Raw genomic sequence first — 20,677 nt, 5'->3', positions numbered from 1 at the left:
GCGGGATATTTCATCGTCACTCAACGCTTGGGGAATAAGGTTTATGTCCAGTGATTCGGTTTCCGCGCCCGCCGCCAGCGCGGCGCTCCCCTGCCCGCCGCGGCTGCTGACCGCCATTATCGTCTTCGCCGCCATCGCGCCGGGCATTCTGATGACCGCCCCCGCCGTGGCCGCCCAGCTCGCCGCGCAGTGGCAGCTCGGCCCGGCGCAGATCGGCCGCCTGTTCTCCACCGAACTCGGCGCCATGAGCCTGGCCACGCTGCCGGCGTGGTGGTGGATCGGGCGCATCAACTGGCGGCGGGTCGCTGCGCTGTCGGCGCTGGTGTTTATCGCCGGCAACCTGGCTTCGGCGCTGGTGCAGGATTTCACCCTGCTGCTGCCGCTGCGCTTTATCGCCTCGCTGGCGGGCGGCACCCTGATGATCCTGTGCATCACCTGCGCCGCCGGCACCGCCAATCCCAGCCGCGTCTATGCCTTCTGGGTGCTCGGCCAGCTGGTGCTGGGCGCGGTGGGGCTGCTGGCGCTGCCGCCGCTGTTCGCGCACTTCGGCCTGATGGCGGTCTACCTGATTTTGGCCGCCATCATGTTGTGCTGCCTGCCGCTCATCCCGGCGTTTCCCAACGGTTTCACCGCCGCGCGCAGCGCCCGCAGCGGAGCCGCCGCCTCGCCGACGCGCAAGCTGTGCGCCGTGCTGGCGGTGCTGACCTTTTACATCAGCCTGAGCGCGGTCTGGACCTTTATCGGCGGCATCGCCGCCGGCGCCGGGCTGTCGCCGGCCCACAGCGGCCAGGTGCTGGCCGTCGCCACCTTGCTCGGCATCGTCGGCGCCGGCGCCGCAGCGTTGATCGGCGCGCGCTTCGGCGGCGGGCGCCCGATCGCGCTCGGTTACGCCCTGCTGCTAGCCAGCGTGGCGCTGCTGGTGGGTCAACCCTTGCTGCTGCGCTTCGCCCTGGCGGCCCTGCTGTTCAAATTCACCTGGACCTTCGTGCTGCCGTTCATTCTGGCGCGGGTCGCCGGGTTGGATAACGACGGCAAGCTGATGAACGGCATCAACCTGGTGATCGGCGGCGGCATGGCCATCGGCCCGACGCTGGCCGGCTATCTGATCGAATCTTCCGGCGGTTTCAACGCCTTGCTGTTCGGCGCGCTGGGCTGCGCGCTGCTGTCGCTGCTGTTGATTTCGCTGGCTGCACCGCGCGCACCGCGCCGTATAACAGGAGGAGAAAGGTGAAAAGAACAACCGGTTTCTTGTTTGATGAACGCTGTTTCTGGCACAGCACCGGCCTGCACGCCACCACCCTGCCGGTCGGCGGCTGGGTGCAACCGCCCTCGGGCGCCGGCCATGCCGAATCGCCGGAAACCAAACGGCGCATGAAGAACCTGATGGACGTGTCCGGCCTGTCGCGCCAGCTCACCCTGCTGAGCGCCGAACCAGCGACGGAAGAAGACCTGCTACGCATCCACCCCGCCCACTATCTGCAGCGCTTCAAACAGGTGAGCGACAGCGGCGGCGGCCTGCTGGGGGAAGAGGCGCCGCTGGGGCCGGGCAGCTATGAAATCGCCAAACTCTCCGCCGGGCTGGCCTGCGCGGCGGTGGAGGCGGTGCTGCAGGGCGAGCTGGATAATGCCTATGCGCTGTCGCGCCCGCCGGGCCACCACTGCCTGCCGGATCAATCGATGGGCTTCTGCTTCCTGGCCAATATCCCGATCGCCATCGAGCGCGCCAAGGCCCGTTACGGCCTCGGAAAAGTGGCAGTGCTCGACTGGGACGTGCACCACGGCAACGGCACCCAGCACATCTATTGGCGGCGCGGCGACGTGCTGACGCTGTCGCTGCATCAGGACGGCTGCTTCCCGGCGGGCTATTCCGGCGAACAGGATCGCGGTGAAGGCGCCGGGGCGGGCTGCAACGTCAACGTGCCGATGCTGGCCGGCGCCGGCGACGACGGCTACCTGCACGCCATGCGGCGCATCATCATCCCGGCGCTGGAAAAATTCGAGCCGGAAATGATCATCGTCGCCTGCGGTTACGACGCCAACGCGCTCGATCCGCTGGCGCGCATGCAGCTGCACAGCGACAGCTTCCGCGCCATGACCGCGCTGGTGCAGGAGGCCGCCGATCGGCTGTGCGGCGGCAAACTGGTGATGGTGCATGAAGGCGGCTACGCCGAATCCTACGTGCCGTTCTGCGGGCTGGCGGTGATGGAACAGCTGAGCGGCGTGCGCACGGAAGTGCAGGATCCGCTGCTGGCGTTCATCCAGCAACAGCAGCCGCGCGACGCGTTCAACCGCTTCCAGCGCGAAGCGCTCGACGCGTTGGCGCGCCAGTTCGGCCTGTAACCCCCCTCTCTGCGGGCGCCGCACCCGGCGCCCCTGACAACCTCGCCGCCAGCCGCTACGCTGAAGGGCAACCCTACCACCATGAGAACAATAACATGTCCGAACAAACCGTCAGCTTTATCAAAGGCCGTCACGGCGATATCGCCGTGCACGACTGGGGAAACGACAAGCCGCGCTATCTGGCGTTGCTGGTGCACGGCTACGGCGAGCACCTCGGCCGCTATCAATACGTGGCGCGCACGCTGCAGGCGCAGGGCGCGCGGGTGTTCGGCCCCGACCATCTCGGCCACGGCCTGTCACAGGGCGAACGCGTGCTGATCGAAGATTATGACGCCGTGGTCGACGACGTGCAGCGCGTGGTCAGCCATTTCCGGCAGCAATATCCCACCTTGCCGCTGGTGGTGATCGGCCACTCGATGGGCGGCATGATTGCCACCCGCTACGTGCAGCGCCATGGCGAGGAAGTGCGCGCGCTGGTGCTGTCCGGCCCGCTGCTCGGCGACAGAACGGCGATTTCCGATCTGGCCGAACTGCCGACGATCCCCGACTCGCCGCTGGATACCGCCACCCTGGCGCGCGATCCGGCGGTCGGCGCGGCCTATCAGGAGGATCCGCTGGTGTGGCACGGGCCGTTCAAGCGCCCCACCCTGCGCGCCATGCAGCGGATGCTCGCCGCCATCAACGCCGGGCCGGGCTTCGGCGCGCTGCCCACGCTGTGGATCCACGGCGATGACGATCGGCTGGTGCTGATGAGCGAAACGCAAACCGCGCTCGATCGTCTGCAGGGCGACGACTTCGAACAGCTGATCAATGCAGGCGGGCGGCACGAGAGCTTTAACGAAACCAATAAGGATCAGATCCTCAAGCGGGTGACCGATTTTATTGCGCGGGCGCTGGGCTAAGGCGTTCCCCCTCAGCATGCTGAGGGGGCATAAAAGCGTCAGCCCTCGACGATGGCGAGGTAGTGTTTGACGAAGCGATCCGAGGTGATGTCCCAACGCACCGGAGTGCCCTTCTCGACGAACCAGGAGTCGCCGGCCTGATACTGCACCGATTCGCCGGTGCGTTCGTTGGTCAGGGTGGCGCTGCCTTCCCACACCGTGGCGTGCTCGGCGAACGGATACTCCATCACGAAGCTGCCGCGGGTGCAGCTGAACACGCCGCAGTTCAGGTTGTCGGTCGGTTCGCCGAAGATGCTGGCCACGCCGACGTTTGGCGTGCCGGCGATCACCGTGGCGCCCAGGTTGCTGACGCTGCCGATCTCCAGCAGTTCAGGCAGCGGTTGTTTAAGCAGTAACGGTTTCATGTGATTCTCCTCTGAGGGTTAACGGCGGCCTTTCCAGTAGCCGGATGTCTGGTGCCAAACCTTACCGGCGGTGGTCATCACCCGCCGCAGCTTGTCCTTGCCGAAGATGTTGACGTGCGGGATCGAGCTCATCAGATCGTAGCGATCGGATCCTTCGCTCATGCCCTCTGCCAGCACCTTGCACACGATGTGGCTCGGCGTCACACCGAAGCCGGAGTAGCCCTGCACGTAAAACACGTTGTCGCGATCCGGCAGCGTGCCGATCTGCGGGAACAGGTTGGCGCTGCAGCACAGCGGGCCACCCCAGGCCAGATCGATCTTCACGTCTTTCAGGTACGGGAACACCTTCAGCATCAGGTTACGGTTCCAGGCCTTGAGATCCGACGGGAAGTATTCGATCAGGCGGGTGGCGCTGCCGAACAGCAGCCGGTTCTCGTTGGTCACCCGGTAATAGTCGATCACCGGGCGGATGTCGCTGTAGGCGCCGCGGATCGGGCTGATCTGACGGATCAGTTCGTCAGACAGCGGCTCGGTGGCCAGCTGGAAGGCGTAGGTATTGATAGTCTTGCGGTAGATCTGCGGCTCCATGCCGTTGAGAAAGCCGTTGCAGGCCCACAGCATCTTGTTGGCGCGCACCGAGCCCATGGCGGTGCGCACCGTGATGCGCGGGCCATACTCCACGTCGAGCACGCTGCTGTTCTCGAAGATTTTCACCCCATAGCCGCTCAGCGCCTTGGCCTCGCCCAGCAACAGATTGAGCGAATGCACATGGCCGCCGCCCATGTGTTTCAGCGCGCAGGTGTAGGCGTCGGAGCCCACCACCTGCTTCACTTCCGCGCCGGTGTAGAGTTCGATCTCTTCCTGCGGCGCCACCGCCCTGAACTCCTTCAGCCAGCCGCGCAGGGTCTTCTCCTGGCGTGCGTTGCTGCCGAGGTAGCCGTAACCGAAGCAGAAGTCGGCGTCGATGTCATATTTCTTGATGCGCTCGCGGATAATGCCGGCGCCGAGGTTGCTGATCTTGAAGATGGTTTCCAGCCCGGACGGGCCGACGTGGCGTTTGATCTTCTCCAGATCGTGGCCGATGCCGGCCATCACCTGGCCGCCGTTGCGCCCGGTGCCGCCGTAGCCCAGATAACGACCCTCGAGAATGGCGATGTTGGTGATGCCCTTCTCCGCCAGCTCCAGCGCGGTGTTGATGCCGGAGAAGCCGCCGCCGATGATCACCACGTCAACGTCCAGATCCTCTTCCAGCGTCGGGAAGCGCAGATCGTATTTTTTGGTCGCCGCGTAGTAGGTTAAGGACTCGATTTCGTTGTTCACTGCCGCACTCCCGATTGCCTATGCCATGACATCGGATTATCGGGAGCGGTGGGATCGTCCGCTATGTCCCCTTAGGGACATTCGCTACAAAAAATTAACATTCACGCGCTGCGCCGCTGCGGGGCGGCCAGCAGCAGGCTGAACAGTTCGGCCTGCGAACCAATGTTCAGCTTGCCGTAGATGTTCTTGCGGTGGTTTTTTACCGTGCCGAGGCTGATGAACAGCCGGTCGGCGATCTGCTGCGAACCGCAGCCGGCGAGGATCAGATCGACAATCTCGCGCTCACGCGGCGTCAGCAGATAGCGCGCCTGGGCGCCGTCATCGTTCACCGTCGCAGCCTCGGCCGGCGCCGCCACCACTTCGCCGTGCAACCGCGCCACGCTTTTCACCAGCGTCAACGCGCTGCGCAAATCCGCCCGCTGCGGGTAGCGCACCGCCACCGTGCGGCGCGCCGAACCGAAAAAGACGCCCAGCCCGCGCTCCGGCGTCAGCTGCAGCAGCACGCCGGCCTCGTCGTGCCAGCCGGTCTTGCGATAAAAATTACGGTAATAGTCGCTGTGATAAAACCCGCAGGGCGCTAGCTGGCGCAGCGTGAGCACCTCGCCTTCGCCGCCGTCGTTCAGCGCGCGGTAAAACGGATCCTGCAGGTAGGCGCCCTGCTGGTAGAGCTGATTGACCGCGTCGCTGTTTTCGCGCTCGGTTTTAATCAGGCAGCGTGGCGGCCGGCCGCGTTCGAAGGCATAGACGATGGCGTTGTCGAAGGCGAAAAACCCTTCCAGCCAGTTCAACAGGCTGGGATAAAAGCGTGGGCTGGCCACCGCATCGATCACCGCAGACAAGCGTTCAACCTGAATTTCCATACCCGCCTCGCCATTATTAACACATTAACAATCTACCGATTTCGGATGGGGTTGGCCGCACGACGGCCGGTACTGTTAAAAAAAGCATCCGCAGCGCCGAAATGCAAGAGCGCGATCGTTTACATGTTAAACAACTCACAGGTTGCCGCGGCGGGGAAAGCGGTGGCCGCTCCGCGCCCGCTGGCTTATGCTGTGGCATCGCGACCTGCAACGCCGTCAAGGAGACCTCATGTCCGTCAGCCACATCATCGCCAACCGCCAGACCTGGTTCGGCCACGGCAGCATCCAGCAGCTGCCGCCGCTGCTGCTTGCCGACCCGCAGCCGACGCTGCTGTTCAGCTGCCGCTCTTTTCTCAACGGCCCGGTGTACGCCGGCCTGCGCGAAGCGCTGACGCCGCTGCTCATCGGCACAGAAATCGTCAGCCACGAGGCGTCGCCGCAGGAAATCGACGCCTGGGTGGCACGCTGGCGCGGCCAGGCGCGGCGCGTGGTGGCCATCGGCGGCGGCAGCGTGCTGGACGCCGCCAAAGCGTTCTCCGCGCTGGTTGAGCACCCGCTGCCAACGCTGCGCTATATGGAAAAGGTGGGCGACAGCAAAATCAGCGGCGCCACCCTGCCGCTGATAGCCATTCCCACCACCGCCGGCACCGGCAGCGAGGTGACCCAGAACGCGGTGATCACCGATACCCAGGTCAGCAAGGTGAAAGCCTCGCTGCGCCATAACAACTTCGTGCCGCACACCGCCATTCTCGACCCGCAGCTGCTGACGGGCGCCCCGGACAAGGTGCTGGCCTACTGCGCCATCGACGCCTTCACCCACCTGTTCGAGGCCTATCTGTCGAAAACCGCCGGCGCCATGACGCGCGATATGTCGCTGAGCGGCATCCGCCACTTCCTCGCCGCCTGGCCGGCGCTTAACCGCAGCGACGCGGCGCGCGAAGCCATTATGCAGGCTTCCTACCTCGGCGGGCTGACGCTGAGCGCCGCCGGGCTGGGGGTCATTCACGGCATCGCCGGCGAGATCGGCGCGCTGCGCGACTACCACCACGGGCAGGTCTGCGGTCGCCTACTGCTGCCGTTCCTCGCCCTGTTGGAAACCAGCGAACAGCCGCAGCAGCGCGCGCTGATGGCCGAGCTGGCCGCCAGACTGTACCCGCACTGGCAGGGCAGCCCGGAGAGCTACCTGACCGATTTCATCACCCGCCACGCCATCGCGCCGTTCTGGCAGGACGATTTGCCGATTTCCGGCCAGGAGCTGGCGGTAGCGCTGGAGAAATCCAACAGCAAGAATTCCTGGATCGACTATGCGCCGGCGCAGCGGCAACGGATGATCGAAGAGGCGTTTCGCGTCGAATGATTATATAATCAGATCAACGCACTAGCAGGAGTTAAGGAAATGGGCATCATCGGCTGGATCTTCGCCGGCATCGCGGTCGGCATCCTGGTCGGCGCGCTGATCAGAATCTTCGGCAAGAAGAAAGAGCAGTAAGCGTCACGCTGTTCCGTGGGCCGCCAGCAGGCACTCATGGAACAGCTTCACCACCCGTTGCGGCACCGGCGAGCGGCGCAGCACGCTGGAGTACTCGCAGTGATAGCGGAACAGCGCCGGTTTGATCGCCCGCATCAGGTTCTGCGCCACAAAAAACGCCGCGTAGTGATCCGGCAAAAAGCCGACGTATCTGCCGGACAGGATCAGCGTGGCGATCGACTCTTGCGCGAACCCCGTCGCCTTGCGATGCAAATGTTGCTGCAGGCTCAGTTCCATATTCGGCGAATGGTAGCCCAATCCGGCGAAAGCATAATTGTGCAGCAGATCCCAATTTAATGTTTCATGGCGGGCGGAAAATAATTCATGCTGCGCGCCGCAATATAAGAACATCCTCTCACTGAATAACGAATGATAAGATAAACTTTCCGCGCTGCGGTGCATGGGAATAACGCCAACCTGAAATTGCCCGTCAATAACGCCACGTTCAATGGTATTAATCGGCTCCACGTACATTTGCAAAGAAACCTCCGGCGCGCGCTCGCTGAATAACGCGATGGCCCGGCCGATCTGCGCCTGCGGATTGCTGACCGTATGGTCGAATATCGCCACGTGCAGCTGCCCGCCCATGCGCTGGTGCACCTCGTCCACCCCGCGCCGGAACGCCTCGGTGGCCGCCAGCAGGTTGACGGTTTCCTGGTAGATAATCAGCCCCTCGTCGGTGACCGCAAAGCCCTCGCGCCCGCGCTGGCACAGCGTCAGGCCCAGCCGCTGCTCCAGATCCTTGATGTGCTTGCTGATGGTCGACAGGCTGATATTCAGCTCCAGTTCGGCGGCGCTCATGCCGCCGCAGTCGACCACGGCCTTGAATACCCGCAGCAAACGCAGATCCATATCCGACAATTGTCCCAGCAACGCGCGCTTTTTTACTTGCATAAAACCTTAAGTAAGTTTCGACATATGATTATTCACAGTAGAGAACAAGCGGTACATAGTCAATTTCGTACAACAATTCGTTAACAACTCATTTTATTTAATTAATCGCACTTATTTTCCTGCCCGGAGGAAAACATGGCCGCTGAAAATTATTCGCTTAATCGTCTCGATGCCGAAGGGTTAGAAGCCCATTGGATGCCTTTTACCGGCAACCGCAATTTTAAAGCGCAGCCGCGCATCATTACTCAGGCCGCAGGGGCGTATTACACCAGCCACGACGGCAGAAAGATTTTCGACGGCCTGTCCGGATTGTGGTGCTGCGGATTGGGGCACGGCCGGCAGGAAATCACCGACGCCGCCCAGCGCCAGTTGGCGACGCTGGATTACTCGCCGGCGTTTCAGTTCGGCCACCCGCTGTCGTTCGAGCTGGCCAACAAAATCAAGGCGCTGACGCCGGCGGGGCTGGATTACGTGTTCTTCACCGGCTCCGGCTCGGAAGCGGCGGACACCTCGCTGAAAATGGCGCGCGCTTACTGGCGCGCCAAAGGCCAGGCGGGCAAAACCTGCTTTATCGGCCGGGAAAAGGGCTACCACGGCGTTAACTTCGGCGGCATCTCGGTCGGCGGCATCGCCGGCAACCGCAAGGCGTTCGGCGCCGGCGCCGAGGCGGACCATCTGCCGCACACCCTGCTGGCCGGCAACGCCTTTTCGCGCGGCATGCCGCAACAGGGGGCGGAGCTGGCGGAAGAGCTCAACCGCATCATCGCGCTGCGCGACGCTTCGACGATCGCCGCGGTGATCGTCGAACCGTTCTCCGGCTCCGCCGGGGTGATCGTGCCGCCGGTCGGCTATCTGCAGCGCCTGCGCGAGATCTGTACCCAGCATGACATTCTGCTGATCTTCGACGAAGTGATCACCGCCTTCGGCCGCTGCGGCGCGATGACCGGCGCCGAGGCGTTCGGCGTCACGCCGGACATCATGAACATCGCCAAACAGGTGACCAACGGCGCGCAGCCGATGGGCGCAGTGGTGGTGCGGCCGGAGATCTACCAAACCTTCATGAACGGCGGCGAGCCGGACTACCAGCTCGAATTCCCGCACGGTTACACCTACTCCGCCCATCCGGTCAGCTGCGCGGTGGCGCTGGCGACGCTGGACATCCTGCAGCGCGAACAAATGGTGGAGCGCGTACAGGCGCTGGCGCCCTACTTCGAGCGCGCGGTGCACAGCCTGCAGGGGGCCAAACACGTCGCCGACATTCGCAATATCGGCCTGGCGGCCGGCATCACGCTGGCGGCGCGGCCCGGCGAACCGGCGCGGCGGCCCTTCGAAGCGGCGATGCGCTGCTGGGAAAGCGGGTTTTACGTGCGCTACGGCGGCGACACCCTGCAACTGGCGCCGCCGTTCATCAGCAGCGAAGCGCAGATCGATGCGCTGATCAACGCCGTCGGCGATGCCCTCAACGCCACCGAATAAGGAGCGAACCATGACCATTACCCATTGGATCAACGGCGAACCCGCCGCCGGCGGCGAACGCAGCCAGCCGGTTTACGACCCGGCCACCGGCCAATCGGCGCAGGAGGTGCTGCTGGCCGATCGCGCCACGGTGGAGCGCGCCATCGCCGCCGCCGAGCAGGCTTATCCCGCCTGGCGCGACACGCCGCCGCTGAAGCGCGCGCGCATCATGATGAAGCTCAAGGATCTGCTGGAGCAGCACGCCGACGCCATCTGCCAATTGATCACCGCCGAGCACGGCAAAGTGCTCAGCGACGCCCTGGGCGAACTGCAACGCGGCATCGAGAATATCGAATACGCCGGCTATGTGCCGGAACTGCTGAAAGGCGAACACAGCAAAGAGGCGGGCCCGGGCATCGACAGCTGGAGCGAGTTTCAACCGCTCGGGGTGGTGGCGGGTATCACCCCGTTCAACTTCCCGGCGATGGTGCCGCTGTGGATGTGGCCGATGGCGGTCGCCTGCGGCAATACTTTCGTGCTGAAACCTTCCGAGCGCGTCCCTTCCGCCGCGCTGTATATCGCGCGGCTGGCGGCGGAGGCCGGGCTGCCGCCGGGGGTGCTCAACGTGGTCAACGGCGATCGCGAAGCGGTAGAGACGCTGCTGCATGACGGACGCGTGAAGGCGATAAGCTTCGTCGGTTCGACGCCGGTCGCGGAACACATCTATCACACCGGCTGCGGCCAAAACAAACGGGTGCAGGCGCTGGGCGGCGCCAAAAACCACGCGGTGGTGCTGCCGGACGCCGATATCCCCGGCGCGGTCGGCGCGCTGATGGGCGCGGCGTTCGGCTCCTGCGGCCAGCGCTGCATGGCCATCCCGCTGGTGGTGGCGGTGGGCGACGGCACCGCCGACGCGCTGATCGCCGGGCTGCGGCAACAGATGGCCGCCATGCGCGTCGGCCCCGGCAGCGACAACCGCAACGACATGGGGCCGCTGGTGACTCAACAGCATTATCAGAAGGTGAAAGGCTATATCGATCAGGGCGTGGCCGAAGGCGCCGAGCTGCTGGTGGACGGCCGCGAACTGCGCGTGACGGACGCCGACGGCCGCCCCAGCCAGGGGTATTTCCTCGGCCCGACGCTGTTCGACCGCGTGACGCCCGGCATGCGCATCTATCAGGAGGAGATCTTCGGCCCGGTGCTCGGCGTGGTGCGCGCGGCGTCGCTGCAGGAGGCGATGGCCTTGATCGACGCCCATGAATACGGCAACGGCACCTGTCTGTTTACCCGTGACGGCGAAGCGGCGCGCTACTTCTCCAGCCGCATTCAGGTCGGCATGGTGGGGATCAACGTGGCGCTGCCGGTGCCGGTGGCCTACCACTCGTTCGGCGGCTGGAAGCGCTCGCTGTTCGGCGATCTGCACGCCTACGGCCCGGACGCGGTCAGGTTCTACACCAAACGCAAGACCATTACCCAGCGCTGGCCGGCCTCCGGTGATGCCCGCCGCGCCAGCTTCAGCTTCCCGTCGGGGCAGGGGTAACACATAAGAACAATAAACTTCCGGGGAGCAACGCTCCCCGGCATTTAGCGCGCTCCATTTGATTTCTGCGTACAGCCTGTGCAGCAAAACAATTACTCACTCACACGTTAATGGAGTCGTTAACCATGAAAGAGTCCGCCCCTGAACACACTTTCAAAGGCAATCTCAGCGTCCTCGACGTGGTGATGATCACCGCTTCCGGCGTAACGCCGGCCAGCTCGATCTTCGTCATCGCGCCGCTGGCGATCGCCAGCGCCGGCAGCGGCGCCTTTCTGTCGTTTCTGATCGCCGCCTGCGTCGCCGCCACCATCGCGCTGTGCTATGCCGAGCTCGGCGCCGCGCACCCCAGCGCCGGCGGCGAATACAGCATCATCAAACGCCTGTTCGGCACCCTGTGCGGGTTGCAGACCTATCTGTTTATTCTCAGCGCCGCGCTGTTCGTGCCGGCGGTGCTGGCCACCGGCGCCGTGCCCTATCTGAATACCGCGCTGGGCACCTCATTCGACGCCTCCACCGCCGGCATGATCACCGTGCTGATCGGCGGCGCCTGCGCCATTTTCAACATCAAGGCCAACGCCCTGCTGACCGGCGCCTTTCTGGTGGTGGAAGTGGCGGTGCTGGCGCTGATCGCCTGGCTCGGTTTCAGCCATCCGCATCAAAGCGCGGAGATCCTCACCGCGCCGGTGATGCTGGACGCGCAGGGCAGCCTGGCGCCGGTGTCGCTGCCGCTGATCGTCGCCATGGTCGGGGTCGCGCTGTTCTCCTACAACGGCTACGGCGCGGCGGTGTACATGGCGGAAGATATGCGCGAGCAGGGCAAACCGATGGCGGTCGCGATCATGCTGACGCTGGTCATCGTGGTGCTGGTGGAACTGGTGCCGTTCACCGCCCTGCTGATCGGCTCGCCGTCGCTGGCGGAGATGGCCAAACAGGCCGATCCGGTCGGTTATGTGGTCACCCAGCTCGGCGGCCCGACGCTGGCGCGGGTGGTGAGCGGCGCGATCTACCTGTCGGTATTCAACGCCATCATCGCCATCGTGGCGCAGTTCAGCCGCATGATGTTCGCCAGCGGGCGCGACGGCTTCTGGCTGCCGACGTTCAACCGCGCGCTGAAAATCATCCACCCGCGCTTCGGCACCCCCTGGATCGCCACCCTGCTGTTCGGCGTCCCCTCGGCGCTGCTGGCGTTTTGCTCCGACCTCGAATCGCTGACCTCATTCACCGTGATCCTGCTGCTGCTGGTGTACATCATCATGGCGGTGGCGGCGCTGATCAGCCGCCGTCGCCGCCACTTCCATCACCCGTACCTGATGCCGCTGTGGCCGCTGCCGGTGGCGGCGGCGCTGCTGTGCTGCCTGTACGTGCTGTGGACGATTTTGATCGCCAGCAGCCTGAAAGACTTTATTATCATTGCCGGCATCATCGGCTTCGGGCTGGCGCTGAACCACTTGCGCGGCCGCCAGACGGCGCCCCTCGCCCCCCCCTCAATAGAAGGAGAATAACCATGACGCAGCGCGCTCAGGATCTGGGCATCACCATCGGCCAGGGCACGCCCGGCCCGCTGAACGCCATCACCGACGTGCCCGGCGTGCGCGTAGGCCATGCCAGCCTTCATGCCGATTTGGCGGACGGGCGCAGCGTGCGCACCGGCGTGACGGTGATCGAACCGCGCCCCGGCTCCGCTCGCCACGCGCCCTGCTTCGCCGGCGTGCACGTGCTGAACGGCAACGGCGACGCCACCGGCCTGGAATGGGTGCGAGAAGCGGGCCTGTTGACCAGCCCGATCGCTTTCACCAACACCCACAGCGTGGGGGTAGTGCGCGATGCGCTGATCGCGCTGGAGCGTGAAACGCTGCCCGCGAGCGACAACGCGGTGTACTGGAATATGCCGGTGGTGATGGAAACCTTCGACGGCCTGCTCAACGACATCAACGGCTTTCACGTCAAGGCCGAGCACGTACGCCAGGCGCAGCAGGCGGCCCGAGGCGGCTTGCCGCAGGAAGGCGCGGTCGGCGGCGGCAGCGGCATGATCTGTCATGAATTCAAGGGCGGCAGCGGCACCGCATCGCGCCGCTTGCCCGCCGATCAAGGCGGCTGGACGGTGGGCGCCATCGTGCAGGCCAACCACGGCAAGCGAGAGTCGCTGCTGGTCGGCGGTTACCCGGTGGGCCGCCACCTGGGGCATCTCCCCTCGCCGTTCACGCCGCAGTTGCCGCATCCCGGCATGGGCTCCATCGTGGTGGCGCTGGCGACCGACGCGCCGCTGCTGCCGCACCAGTGTGCGCGGCTGGCGCAGCGCGCCAGCATCGGCATCGCCCGCACCGGCGGCGGCACCGAGGATTCGAGCGGCGATATCTTTATCGCCTTCGCCACCGGCAACGACGGCCTGCCGCCCGCCGACTACGCCAATAAAGGCAATTTCACCACGCCGCTGCGCATGGTGAACAACGACTACATTTCGGCGCTGTTCGCCGCGGCGGCGGAAGCGGTGGAAGAGGCGATCGTCAATGCGTTGCTGGCGGCCAATACCGTCAGCGGCAACGGCCATCGGGCGGAAGGGTTGAGCGCCGAACAGCTGGTGACGGCGCTGGAGAAGGCCGGCTGGCGGCGGTAACGTCATCAGCGACCCAAGTCAATCAGGGGCTGATCAGATTCATCAGCCTCAGGTTTGCTTCATAAATTCGCTATATAACAAATCCTGCTGGAGATCAGCGCTATTTACTAGTAAGACGCAATTCATCGTCTCGCTAGCCAGATCAATTTTCTTATTATCAAATAAAGTTTTAAATCTTAACATCCCCTCATGCGCATAATCATCAACTGTCTTAGCATACGAAGGTGGACAAACTAATACACGTTCAGTTGTTCTAAATCCAATAGTACCTACAATAAGTATACTACCATCCATTTTTTTAAAATTATTAAGTACAATCGGTACATTATCTTTACCTGAAGTGGATTCAATCTTCCATTTGGCCTTATCAAAAACCACATCATCAAAAACACTTTCAGAAACCCTAAAGACATGATTATCAAGACTGATTACACCAAGAGTCTTAAACGTAGATAGTTGAGAATAAAATGCAGTTCCAGGAATAAGTAAGAAAGCCATGTACACACCAAAACCAAAAGCAAGAATAAATCCATTACGTTTGCTTTGTACTTTTTTAGCTGTACCTGTTCTCTTGGGATTAAAAAATATTTTGCCAGGAACTAACTGTGATAGCATAACTACGAAAACAATAAGAAATTGCACATCCTCGCTTAATCCAGAAAGACTACTAAGGGAAAACACAATCATCAGGCAAAAAATAGAGATAAGCCCACAGAAAAAGCCAGTAAACAAATTTTTAAACCAATCCTCTCCTACCCGTTTGATTATTCTATTTATAACCACCATCCACAAAATAACCAGACTGAACAAATAGAGCATAAAAACGGAAAGACTCTTAATCACACCTGTTGAAATGCATCCAATAAGTAGAAACAACAATGAGAAGAAAAATGAAAGCCCAACGCAAAGAGTTGCCTTGGGATTATCCCTTTCAATATCTTCTTGATTTACTAGTGAAATAAAAATAGACGGAACAAACAATAATGCACAAAGGGAAACAAGAAATAAAATAAAAACGAAAGAGAATAGAAGAAGGGAATTCACATTACCAATGCTACCAAGCATAAAATCAAGACGGCCAATAACATCTAAATATGACCAGTAATTAAAAACACCAAGAAACATGGAAAAAACAGTCACCGGCTTGATACAAGAGTTAAAAAATGACAATGAATCAAACTTAGTTGGAGACGGTTTTTTATATCCAACAGAGTAATTTATTTTTCGCGTAAGTTTACCAGCCATAAACCATCCTTGTTATATATCATTCCAGTAAAAATGAAATGATATATAATTACCCACTCAACTTCCAGTATTCAAAGCCACTTAAAAAATTGCGGGAAATTAGCTGGCTATTCAATAATACTACTACCTAATTATTTTACCCCAGCAACTTACTGAGATCTATTCGCCGCCCGGTTTGGGCGTCGGGTAATCGTAATCCAGCTTCAACGGCTCGGCGTAGACGCTGTCCCACAGCTGTTGGTACAGCCTGTCCAACCGCCCGCTCATCGCCGTGCTGTGCAGCACCAGCTCCAGATTGCGCGAGTTGTCCAGATAGCCGCCGGTCCAGTTGCTGGTGCCCACCCAGGCAATCTCATCGTCGATGGTCATCAGCTTGCTGTGAATCACCCGGGCAAACGGGATGAAGCCGCTGCTGGCCGGCGGAATGGTCACCACCTTGATCTGCACGTTCGGCACCAGCGCCAGGCTCTTCAGCCAGGCGATATCCGGCTTTTTGGTGTTCCAGTTGGCTACCATCAACTCGATCTGCACGCCGCGCGCCGCCGCGCCGCGCAGCGCGTTGTCGATGACCGCATAGAAGGGGCGACTGCGCTCCGGGCCGAACGACAGCGGCGCGTAATCCATTACCTGCACCCGCACCCGCCGTTTGGCGTCGGCCAGCAGACGCGGCAGCTCGGCCTGCGAATCGAGCACGCCCGCCGGGTTGTAGGCGCGCGGGCTGGCCACCAGATAGTTGCCCTGCGGGGGCACCGTCGGCGGCGAATCGGGCAGCGTCGGCACCGGCTTATCCTGCGCCAGCAGCGCCTGCGCCCGCCAGTCCTGTTCGAAGATCGCCTGGATCTGCCCTACCACTCTGGCGTCGCTGATGCGCAGCCCGGTTTCGTGAATGTGTTCCAGCGCGCGCCAGTCGAAGTTCTGGCTGCCAACGAACGCCTGCTCGCCGTCCACCAGCAGATACTTGGCATGCAGAATGCCGCCGCTCAGCTTCTGGTATGGGATGATGCGCAGCTCCAGATTGGGGATCGCCTTCAGCCGTTCCAGCGTCTCGGCGGTGGAGAGGCGAATGCCCTTCTCTTCCAGCAAAAAGCGGATTTTCACCCCGCGTTCGCCGGCCGACTTCAGGTGCTGCAGCACGCCGTCCAGCAGCGAACCGTCCTGATTCGCCACGTAGAACTGCCCCAGATCGATGCGGGTTTTCGCCGCGTCGAACATCTCGCGCCATACTTCGGCGGTGTTGCGCAGGTCGTCGGCCTGCAGCGCGGTTTCCACCGGCGCGGTGTACACCAGCTCGTAACCGGGAATAGCAAAACGCGCCGCAGCGCTCTGGCTCAACATCAACAAACAACCGCTCCACAATGCCGTATAAAGGCGGCCTCTCGGCCGCCGTACTGGATGGCCATTAGGCATAGCGCGGCGCTCCGCTGTCAACCCATTGTTCGCCGCTGCCGCTCTCCGGACGGCTGGCCGGTTGACCGGCGCGGATCAGCAGCACCTTCAGCAGTTCGTTGATGCGCTCCATGCGGCTCTGCAGGAAATTGTTGGCCACCAGGCACAGCAACGCGATGGCGATGCCCAGCCCGGTGGCGTACAGCGCGGTGCCCATGCCGGCCGACACCAGACTCGGCTCGGACACCCCCGAGGCGGCCAGCGCCTTGAAGGTTTCGATGATCCCCATCACCGTGCCCAGCAGCCCCAGCAGCGGCGCGGCGGTGACCACGGTTTCCAGCAGCCACAGGCCGCGCGCCATCGGCGGTTTGCTCAGCAGGTACTGGGCGTCGATCAGATCGCCGATCGTTTCACGATCGCCGGCGCGGTGCTTCTGCGCCAATACCGGCGCGATCACCGCCATCGGCAGGCTGTTGCGCTGCGTCAGCGCGTCGGGCAGATCGGCGGCGCGGCGCACCTCCGGCGTCAGCGCCTGCTCCAGCCTGCGCGCCTGGCGCTGGGTATAGGCGAAGTACAGCGTACGTTCGATGATGATCACCAGCGCGATCGCCAGCGCGGCGTACATCACGTAGAAAATAATGTCGTGCAACAGATTGGCGTCCATACAGGGTTCCTCTTCCCCGCCGCCGGGCAGACGGCGGGGCATTCAGTTAAAAGGTGGCTTCCAGCGAGACGCTGAAGGTGCGTTCTTCGCCGACGTTGTAATACGGGGTGCTGGCCTTCACGCCGCCGTAGGGCGCCGCGTTGAAGGTGGTGGTGCGCACCGAGGTCAGGTATTCCTTGTCAAACAGGTTGCTGATGCCAAAACGCAGCGCGGCGCTTTTGACGATTTTCTTGTCCACCGGCAGATGCACCCCCGCCGCCAGATCGAACACCGTGCGCCCGCCGATCTTCTCGTCGTTGGTCAGATCGCCATAGAACGCGCTGACGTACTTGCCGCTGACGCTGCCGTAGTACAGGCCGTCGTCATAACCCAGCGTCATGTTCAGCAGGTTTTTCGGCACGTTCGGCACCTCTTTGCCGGAGGTCGGCAGCGGCAACCCGCCGTTGCTGACGATGTCGCTCTTCTGCTTCGATTGGGTATAGGTATAGGAGGTGTAGTAGTTGAAGTTATGCGGCAGTTGGCCGCTCCACTCCAGCTCCAGCCCTTTGTTCTCCACGTTGCCGATGTTCATCATCTCGTAGTCGCCGGCCGCGTTGGTGGTGGAGATCTGGCGATCGCTGTAGCGCATGTAGAACAGCGTGGCGCTCAGCAGCATGTCTTCGTGTTGGAAGCGCCAGCCCAGCTCGTGGTTCCAGCTCAGCTCCGGCTTGGTGCTGAGCGAATCGCCGACGTTGTACAGCACATAGTTCGGCGGCGTGCGCATGTTGCGCGTCAGGTTGTAGAACACCTGGTTTTCCTGGTTCACCTTATAGCTGGCGCTGAAGTTCGGCAGGAATTCATGATAGGTGGCTTTGCGTTTCTCCGGCGCGTTGTACAGGCTGCCGCGATTGTCCCCTTTACGTTCCACGTACTGATAGGCCAGGCCGCCGACGAAGGTCCAGTCCGGCGTGGCGAACCAGGTATCCTGCAGCCACACCTTCTGCGCCGGGGTGATGGTGTACTGGTTGCGCCCCTGAACGGTGTTGCCGTTGGCGTCCTTCACCTGATCGGAACCGCCCGGCGGCCCCCAAATCTGCGACGGGTTGCCGTCGCCCTTGATGCTGATGAACGGCTGGGTCTGCAGCTGGCGCGCGCGCTCATACCAGTAACCGATATCCAGACTGTGCTGATCGTTGATGTCCCACTTCAGCTTGGTGGTGATGCCCGGCCGCCAGGTCTGCGTCCACGACGGGCGGTAGTAGGTGTTGGATTTCAGGTTGCTGAGATCGTACTGCCCTGCCCTGTCCGATGTGCTGGACAATACCGACGCGGTTTGACCGTTGAAGCTGCCGCCGTTGCCCCAGTAGTAATACGGTTGCAGGGTCAGCGACAGGTTGTCGCGCAGCTGCAGCTTCTGGGTGAACGACAGCGTGAAGTTCTCGAACGGGTTGCGCTCGAGCTTGTAATACTTGTTCAACTGTCCGCGGCTGTTGTACTCCGGCGTGGTGGCATAGTCGGTGTCGCGGCCGTCGTTTTGGAACTGCGCCTTGCTCAGGGTGTTGTAGTTGGTGTTGTTCTGGCGGTTGTACTTCATCACCAGATTGCTGCTGTTGCCGTTGCCGTCTTCGTACAGCGAGTTCATCTCGAACTTGTCGGAGTACAGCCGCCCCTCGCCGCGCCACTTCTTCGCCTCGGTGTGCGAATAGGAGAGCCAGTTGCTGAAGCCGTTGTACTCGCCGGTGTCCAGGCGGGCGAAGGTTTTGCTCAGGCTGTTGCTGCCCAGCGTTTGCTTGACGAAACCGCCGAAGTCTTTCGCCGGGCGGCGCGTTACCAGGCCGATGTTGCCGCCGCTGGAGCCGATATGCGGGCCGTCCGCTTCGGAAGAGCCCTGGGTGACGAACACCTCTTCCAGGTTCTCCGCATCGCCCAGCAGGTTCGGGTATACCGCGTAGTTGCCGGAGTCGTTGATCGGGATGCCGTCCATCGACAGGCCGATCTGATCCGAGTTCATGCCGCGCATGGTGTAGTCCACGCCGCTCAGGCCGCTGGCGTCATTGCTGTTGACGTTGAGGCCCGGCGTGAACTTCAGCTTGTCGATGGCGTTGGCCGCCGACGGCATTTTATCCATCGCCTCTTTGGTGACGGTGGAGCGCGCCTTGGCGCTGTCGTCCTGCACCATCATGCCGCCGCCGAGCGACTGCCCCTTGACGCTGATGGTGCCGACGTCGGTGCCGTCGGCCGCCAGCGCGGCGCCCGGCAGCATCGCCGACATCACCGCCAGATAGATCCCAGAACGATTGAACGATTTCATGGTGTGCATCCCTTAAAAATCAAACGATTAACCCTTGCGCTAAGGCGCCTGATAATTGAACGTCGCGGTAAATCTTTTGGTTGTTTGCCCGGCGAACGCGTCGCTCGGGAATGGCTTTACTGAACTGATGCTTTGCAGGCTGCTCATCGCCGCGCGATTCAGCAGCATGCTGGCGGCTTTGTTGGCGATGCCGGAAGAGACCACCCGCCCGCTGCGATCGACCTCCAGCCATACCTCGACGTTGCCCTGCGGGCGCTCGAGGGAGGCCTGACGGCCGGTCGGGTAGCGCTTGCGCTGTTCCAGTTCGCGGCGCAAGGCCAGCAGATAGCCGTTTTCAATCGCCTGCGCATTCACCTTCGGCGCCGCCGGGGCGGCCGGTGCGGGTTGCGCCGCCGGTTTACTGACCGGCGCGCGCGGCGCGGCGGGCGCCGGTTTAGGCTTTTCCACCGGTTTGGCTTTCTCTTTCACCGGCTTGGGTTTGGGCTTCGGTTGCGGTTTCGGCACCGGCTTGGCTTCCACGATCGGTTCCGGCGCCGGCACCACCGGTTCGGGGATCGGCTCCGGCTCGGGCGGCGGCGGTTCGGGCTGGGGGTCCGGCGGCATTTGCGGTTGAGGTTCAGGCGCCGGTTCAGGCTCCACCAGCGCCAGTTCGATGGCGGTTTCGTCGTAGCGCGGCTGGATCTTCAGCGCCGCCTGCTGGCTGGCGAACAACAGGCAGCCGGCGACAATCAGCGCCGGCAACCAGCTGAAAAGATGACGTGAGCGATAGAGCAGATACATGTCACAGCTTCCGTGTCGCGATGGAGACGGAGAAGAAACCGCCCTGGCGCAGGTTATCCATGACCGCCACCAGCCGCTCGACCGCTACGCCTTTGTCGCTGTTGACGATGATGGTGGTGGTCTGGTTGGCCTGCTGCTGTTGCTTGAGCGTCGTGACCAACGCGTCGAGCGCGATCGGCTGGCCATCCAGCTGCAGCTGTTCGTCGGCCCCCAGCGTGATAATCGCTTTCTTCTGCGGTTTCAGCTGTTGCGCGCTGCCGGCGGACGGCAGCTGCGTTTTCAACCCGAGCGCCGGAATGACGTTCAGGCTGATCAAGACGAAAAACACCAATAAAAACATCATCACGTCGATCATCGGGATCAGTTCGATGTGCGCTTTGTTCTTTTTCGGTTCGTTCCAGTTACGCATGACACTCCCTCACAAAAGCGAAGCAGCCAATATAGGAGGGGTTTGT

Annotated in this window: 18 protein-coding genes; 8 read left to right on the top strand and 10 right to left on the bottom strand. The window is 62.1% G+C overall.

The annotated features are described in order from the left end of the window. The first annotated feature begins 43 nt into the window (after positions 1-43). The 3 genes from CPH57_RS23560 to CPH57_RS23550 all read left to right on the top strand — a co-directional run bounded on the left by CPH57_RS23560 (position 44) and on the right by CPH57_RS23550 (position 3,242). A complete protein-coding gene (locus CPH57_RS23560; RefSeq protein WP_033641756.1) occupies positions 44-1,231 on the top strand; it encodes an MFS transporter in 1,188 nt (395 codons plus the stop codon). Beyond that, positions 1,228-2,340 (top strand): class II histone deacetylase, encoded by a 1,113-nt coding sequence (locus CPH57_RS23555; protein WP_033641755.1) that lies wholly within the window; start codon positions 1,228-1,230, stop codon positions 2,338-2,340. The genes CPH57_RS23560 and CPH57_RS23555 overlap by 4 nt, the downstream gene beginning before the upstream one ends. Positions 2,341-2,435: 95 nt before the next feature. After that, positions 2,436-3,242: an alpha/beta hydrolase gene (locus tag CPH57_RS23550; protein ID WP_033641754.1), complete on the top strand. Its 807-nt coding sequence runs from the start codon at positions 2,436-2,438 to the stop codon at positions 3,240-3,242. Positions 3,243-3,280: 38 nt separating this feature from the next. Here CPH57_RS23550 and CPH57_RS23545 read toward each other — a convergent pair whose 3' ends face one another. The 3 genes from CPH57_RS23545 to CPH57_RS23535 all read right to left on the bottom strand — a co-directional run bounded on the left by CPH57_RS23545 (position 3,281) and on the right by CPH57_RS23535 (position 5,826). Continuing rightward, positions 3,281-3,646, bottom strand: coding sequence for a cupin domain-containing protein (locus tag CPH57_RS23545; protein ID WP_015376517.1), 366 nt, complete (start codon positions 3,644-3,646; stop codon positions 3,281-3,283). Between the two features lie 18 nt (positions 3,647-3,664). Next, positions 3,665-4,966 (bottom strand): FAD-binding oxidoreductase, encoded by a 1,302-nt coding sequence (locus CPH57_RS23540; RefSeq protein ID WP_096242782.1) that lies wholly within the window; start codon positions 4,964-4,966, stop codon positions 3,665-3,667. A gap of 101 nt (positions 4,967-5,067) precedes the next feature. Continuing rightward, positions 5,068-5,826 (bottom strand): helix-turn-helix transcriptional regulator, encoded by a 759-nt coding sequence (locus CPH57_RS23535; protein ID WP_046898053.1) that lies wholly within the window; start codon positions 5,824-5,826, stop codon positions 5,068-5,070. Between the two features lie 229 nt (positions 5,827-6,055). On the opposite strand from CPH57_RS23535, the gene CPH57_RS23530 reads away from it, so the two are divergent. After that, entirely contained in the window at positions 6,056-7,183 is a 1,128-nt protein-coding gene (locus tag CPH57_RS23530; RefSeq protein WP_096242781.1) for an iron-containing alcohol dehydrogenase, read from the top strand. Positions 7,184-7,318: 135 nt separating this feature from the next. Here the strand turns inward: CPH57_RS23530 and CPH57_RS23525 are convergent, their stop codons facing one another. Further along, on the bottom strand, positions 7,319-8,248 hold the full coding sequence (locus tag CPH57_RS23525; RefSeq protein ID WP_033641749.1) for a LysR family transcriptional regulator: 930 nt from the start codon (positions 8,246-8,248) through the stop codon (positions 7,319-7,321). 135 nt (positions 8,249-8,383) lie between these two features. Here CPH57_RS23525 and CPH57_RS23520 point away from each other — a divergent pair, with 135 nt between their 5' ends. The 4 genes from CPH57_RS23520 to CPH57_RS23505 all read left to right on the top strand — a co-directional run bounded on the left by CPH57_RS23520 (position 8,384) and on the right by CPH57_RS23505 (position 13,857). Beyond that, entirely contained in the window at positions 8,384-9,724 is a 1,341-nt protein-coding gene (locus tag CPH57_RS23520) for an aspartate aminotransferase family protein (protein WP_033641748.1), read from the top strand. A gap of 10 nt (positions 9,725-9,734) precedes the next feature. Further along, entirely contained in the window at positions 9,735-11,243 is a 1,509-nt protein-coding gene (locus CPH57_RS23515) for a CoA-acylating methylmalonate-semialdehyde dehydrogenase (RefSeq protein ID WP_089195433.1), read from the top strand. Between the two features lie 125 nt (positions 11,244-11,368). Then, positions 11,369-12,745 (top strand): APC family permease, encoded by a 1,377-nt coding sequence (locus tag CPH57_RS23510; protein WP_096242780.1) that lies wholly within the window; start codon positions 11,369-11,371, stop codon positions 12,743-12,745. Positions 12,746-12,747: 2 nt separating this feature from the next. Then, a complete protein-coding gene (locus tag CPH57_RS23505) occupies positions 12,748-13,857 on the top strand; it encodes a P1 family peptidase (RefSeq protein WP_033641745.1) in 1,110 nt (369 codons plus the stop codon). 48 nt (positions 13,858-13,905) lie between these two features. On the opposite strand, the gene CPH57_RS24495 is transcribed toward CPH57_RS23505, so the two are convergent. The 6 genes from CPH57_RS24495 to CPH57_RS23480 all read right to left on the bottom strand — a co-directional run bounded on the left by CPH57_RS24495 (position 13,906) and on the right by CPH57_RS23480 (position 20,631). Further along, positions 13,906-15,102 carry a hypothetical protein gene (locus CPH57_RS24495; protein WP_150130719.1) on the bottom strand — a complete coding sequence of 399 codons (1,197 nt, stop codon included), beginning with the start codon at positions 15,100-15,102 and terminating at the stop codon, positions 13,906-13,908. Positions 15,103-15,261: 159 nt separating this feature from the next. Continuing rightward, positions 15,262-16,509, bottom strand: coding sequence for a phospholipase D-like domain-containing protein (locus CPH57_RS23500; protein ID WP_096242779.1), 1,248 nt, complete (start codon positions 16,507-16,509; stop codon positions 15,262-15,264). Continuing rightward, positions 16,502-17,152, bottom strand: coding sequence for a MotA/TolQ/ExbB proton channel family protein (locus CPH57_RS23495; protein ID WP_033641743.1), 651 nt, complete (start codon positions 17,150-17,152; stop codon positions 16,502-16,504). Before CPH57_RS23495 ends, CPH57_RS23500 begins: the two co-directional genes overlap by 8 nt. Before the next feature lie 46 nt (positions 17,153-17,198). Beyond that, entirely contained in the window at positions 17,199-19,442 is a 2,244-nt protein-coding gene (locus CPH57_RS23490; protein WP_096242778.1) for a TonB-dependent receptor, read from the bottom strand. Between the two features lie 39 nt (positions 19,443-19,481). Then, on the bottom strand, positions 19,482-20,222 hold the full coding sequence (locus CPH57_RS23485) for an energy transducer TonB (protein WP_096242777.1): 741 nt from the start codon (positions 20,220-20,222) through the stop codon (positions 19,482-19,484). 1 nt (position 20,223) lies between these two features. Further along, positions 20,224-20,631, bottom strand: a complete 408-nt coding sequence (locus tag CPH57_RS23480) for a biopolymer transporter ExbD (protein ID WP_021504179.1) — start codon at positions 20,629-20,631, stop codon at positions 20,224-20,226. Positions 20,632-20,677: the final 46 nt, after the last annotated feature.

It is taken from the genome of Serratia sp. JKS000199 (assembly GCF_900215455.1).
GTDB lineage: Bacteria > Pseudomonadota > Gammaproteobacteria > Enterobacterales > Enterobacteriaceae > Serratia > Serratia ureilytica.
This window is presented reverse-complemented; position numbering and strand designations above follow the sequence as displayed.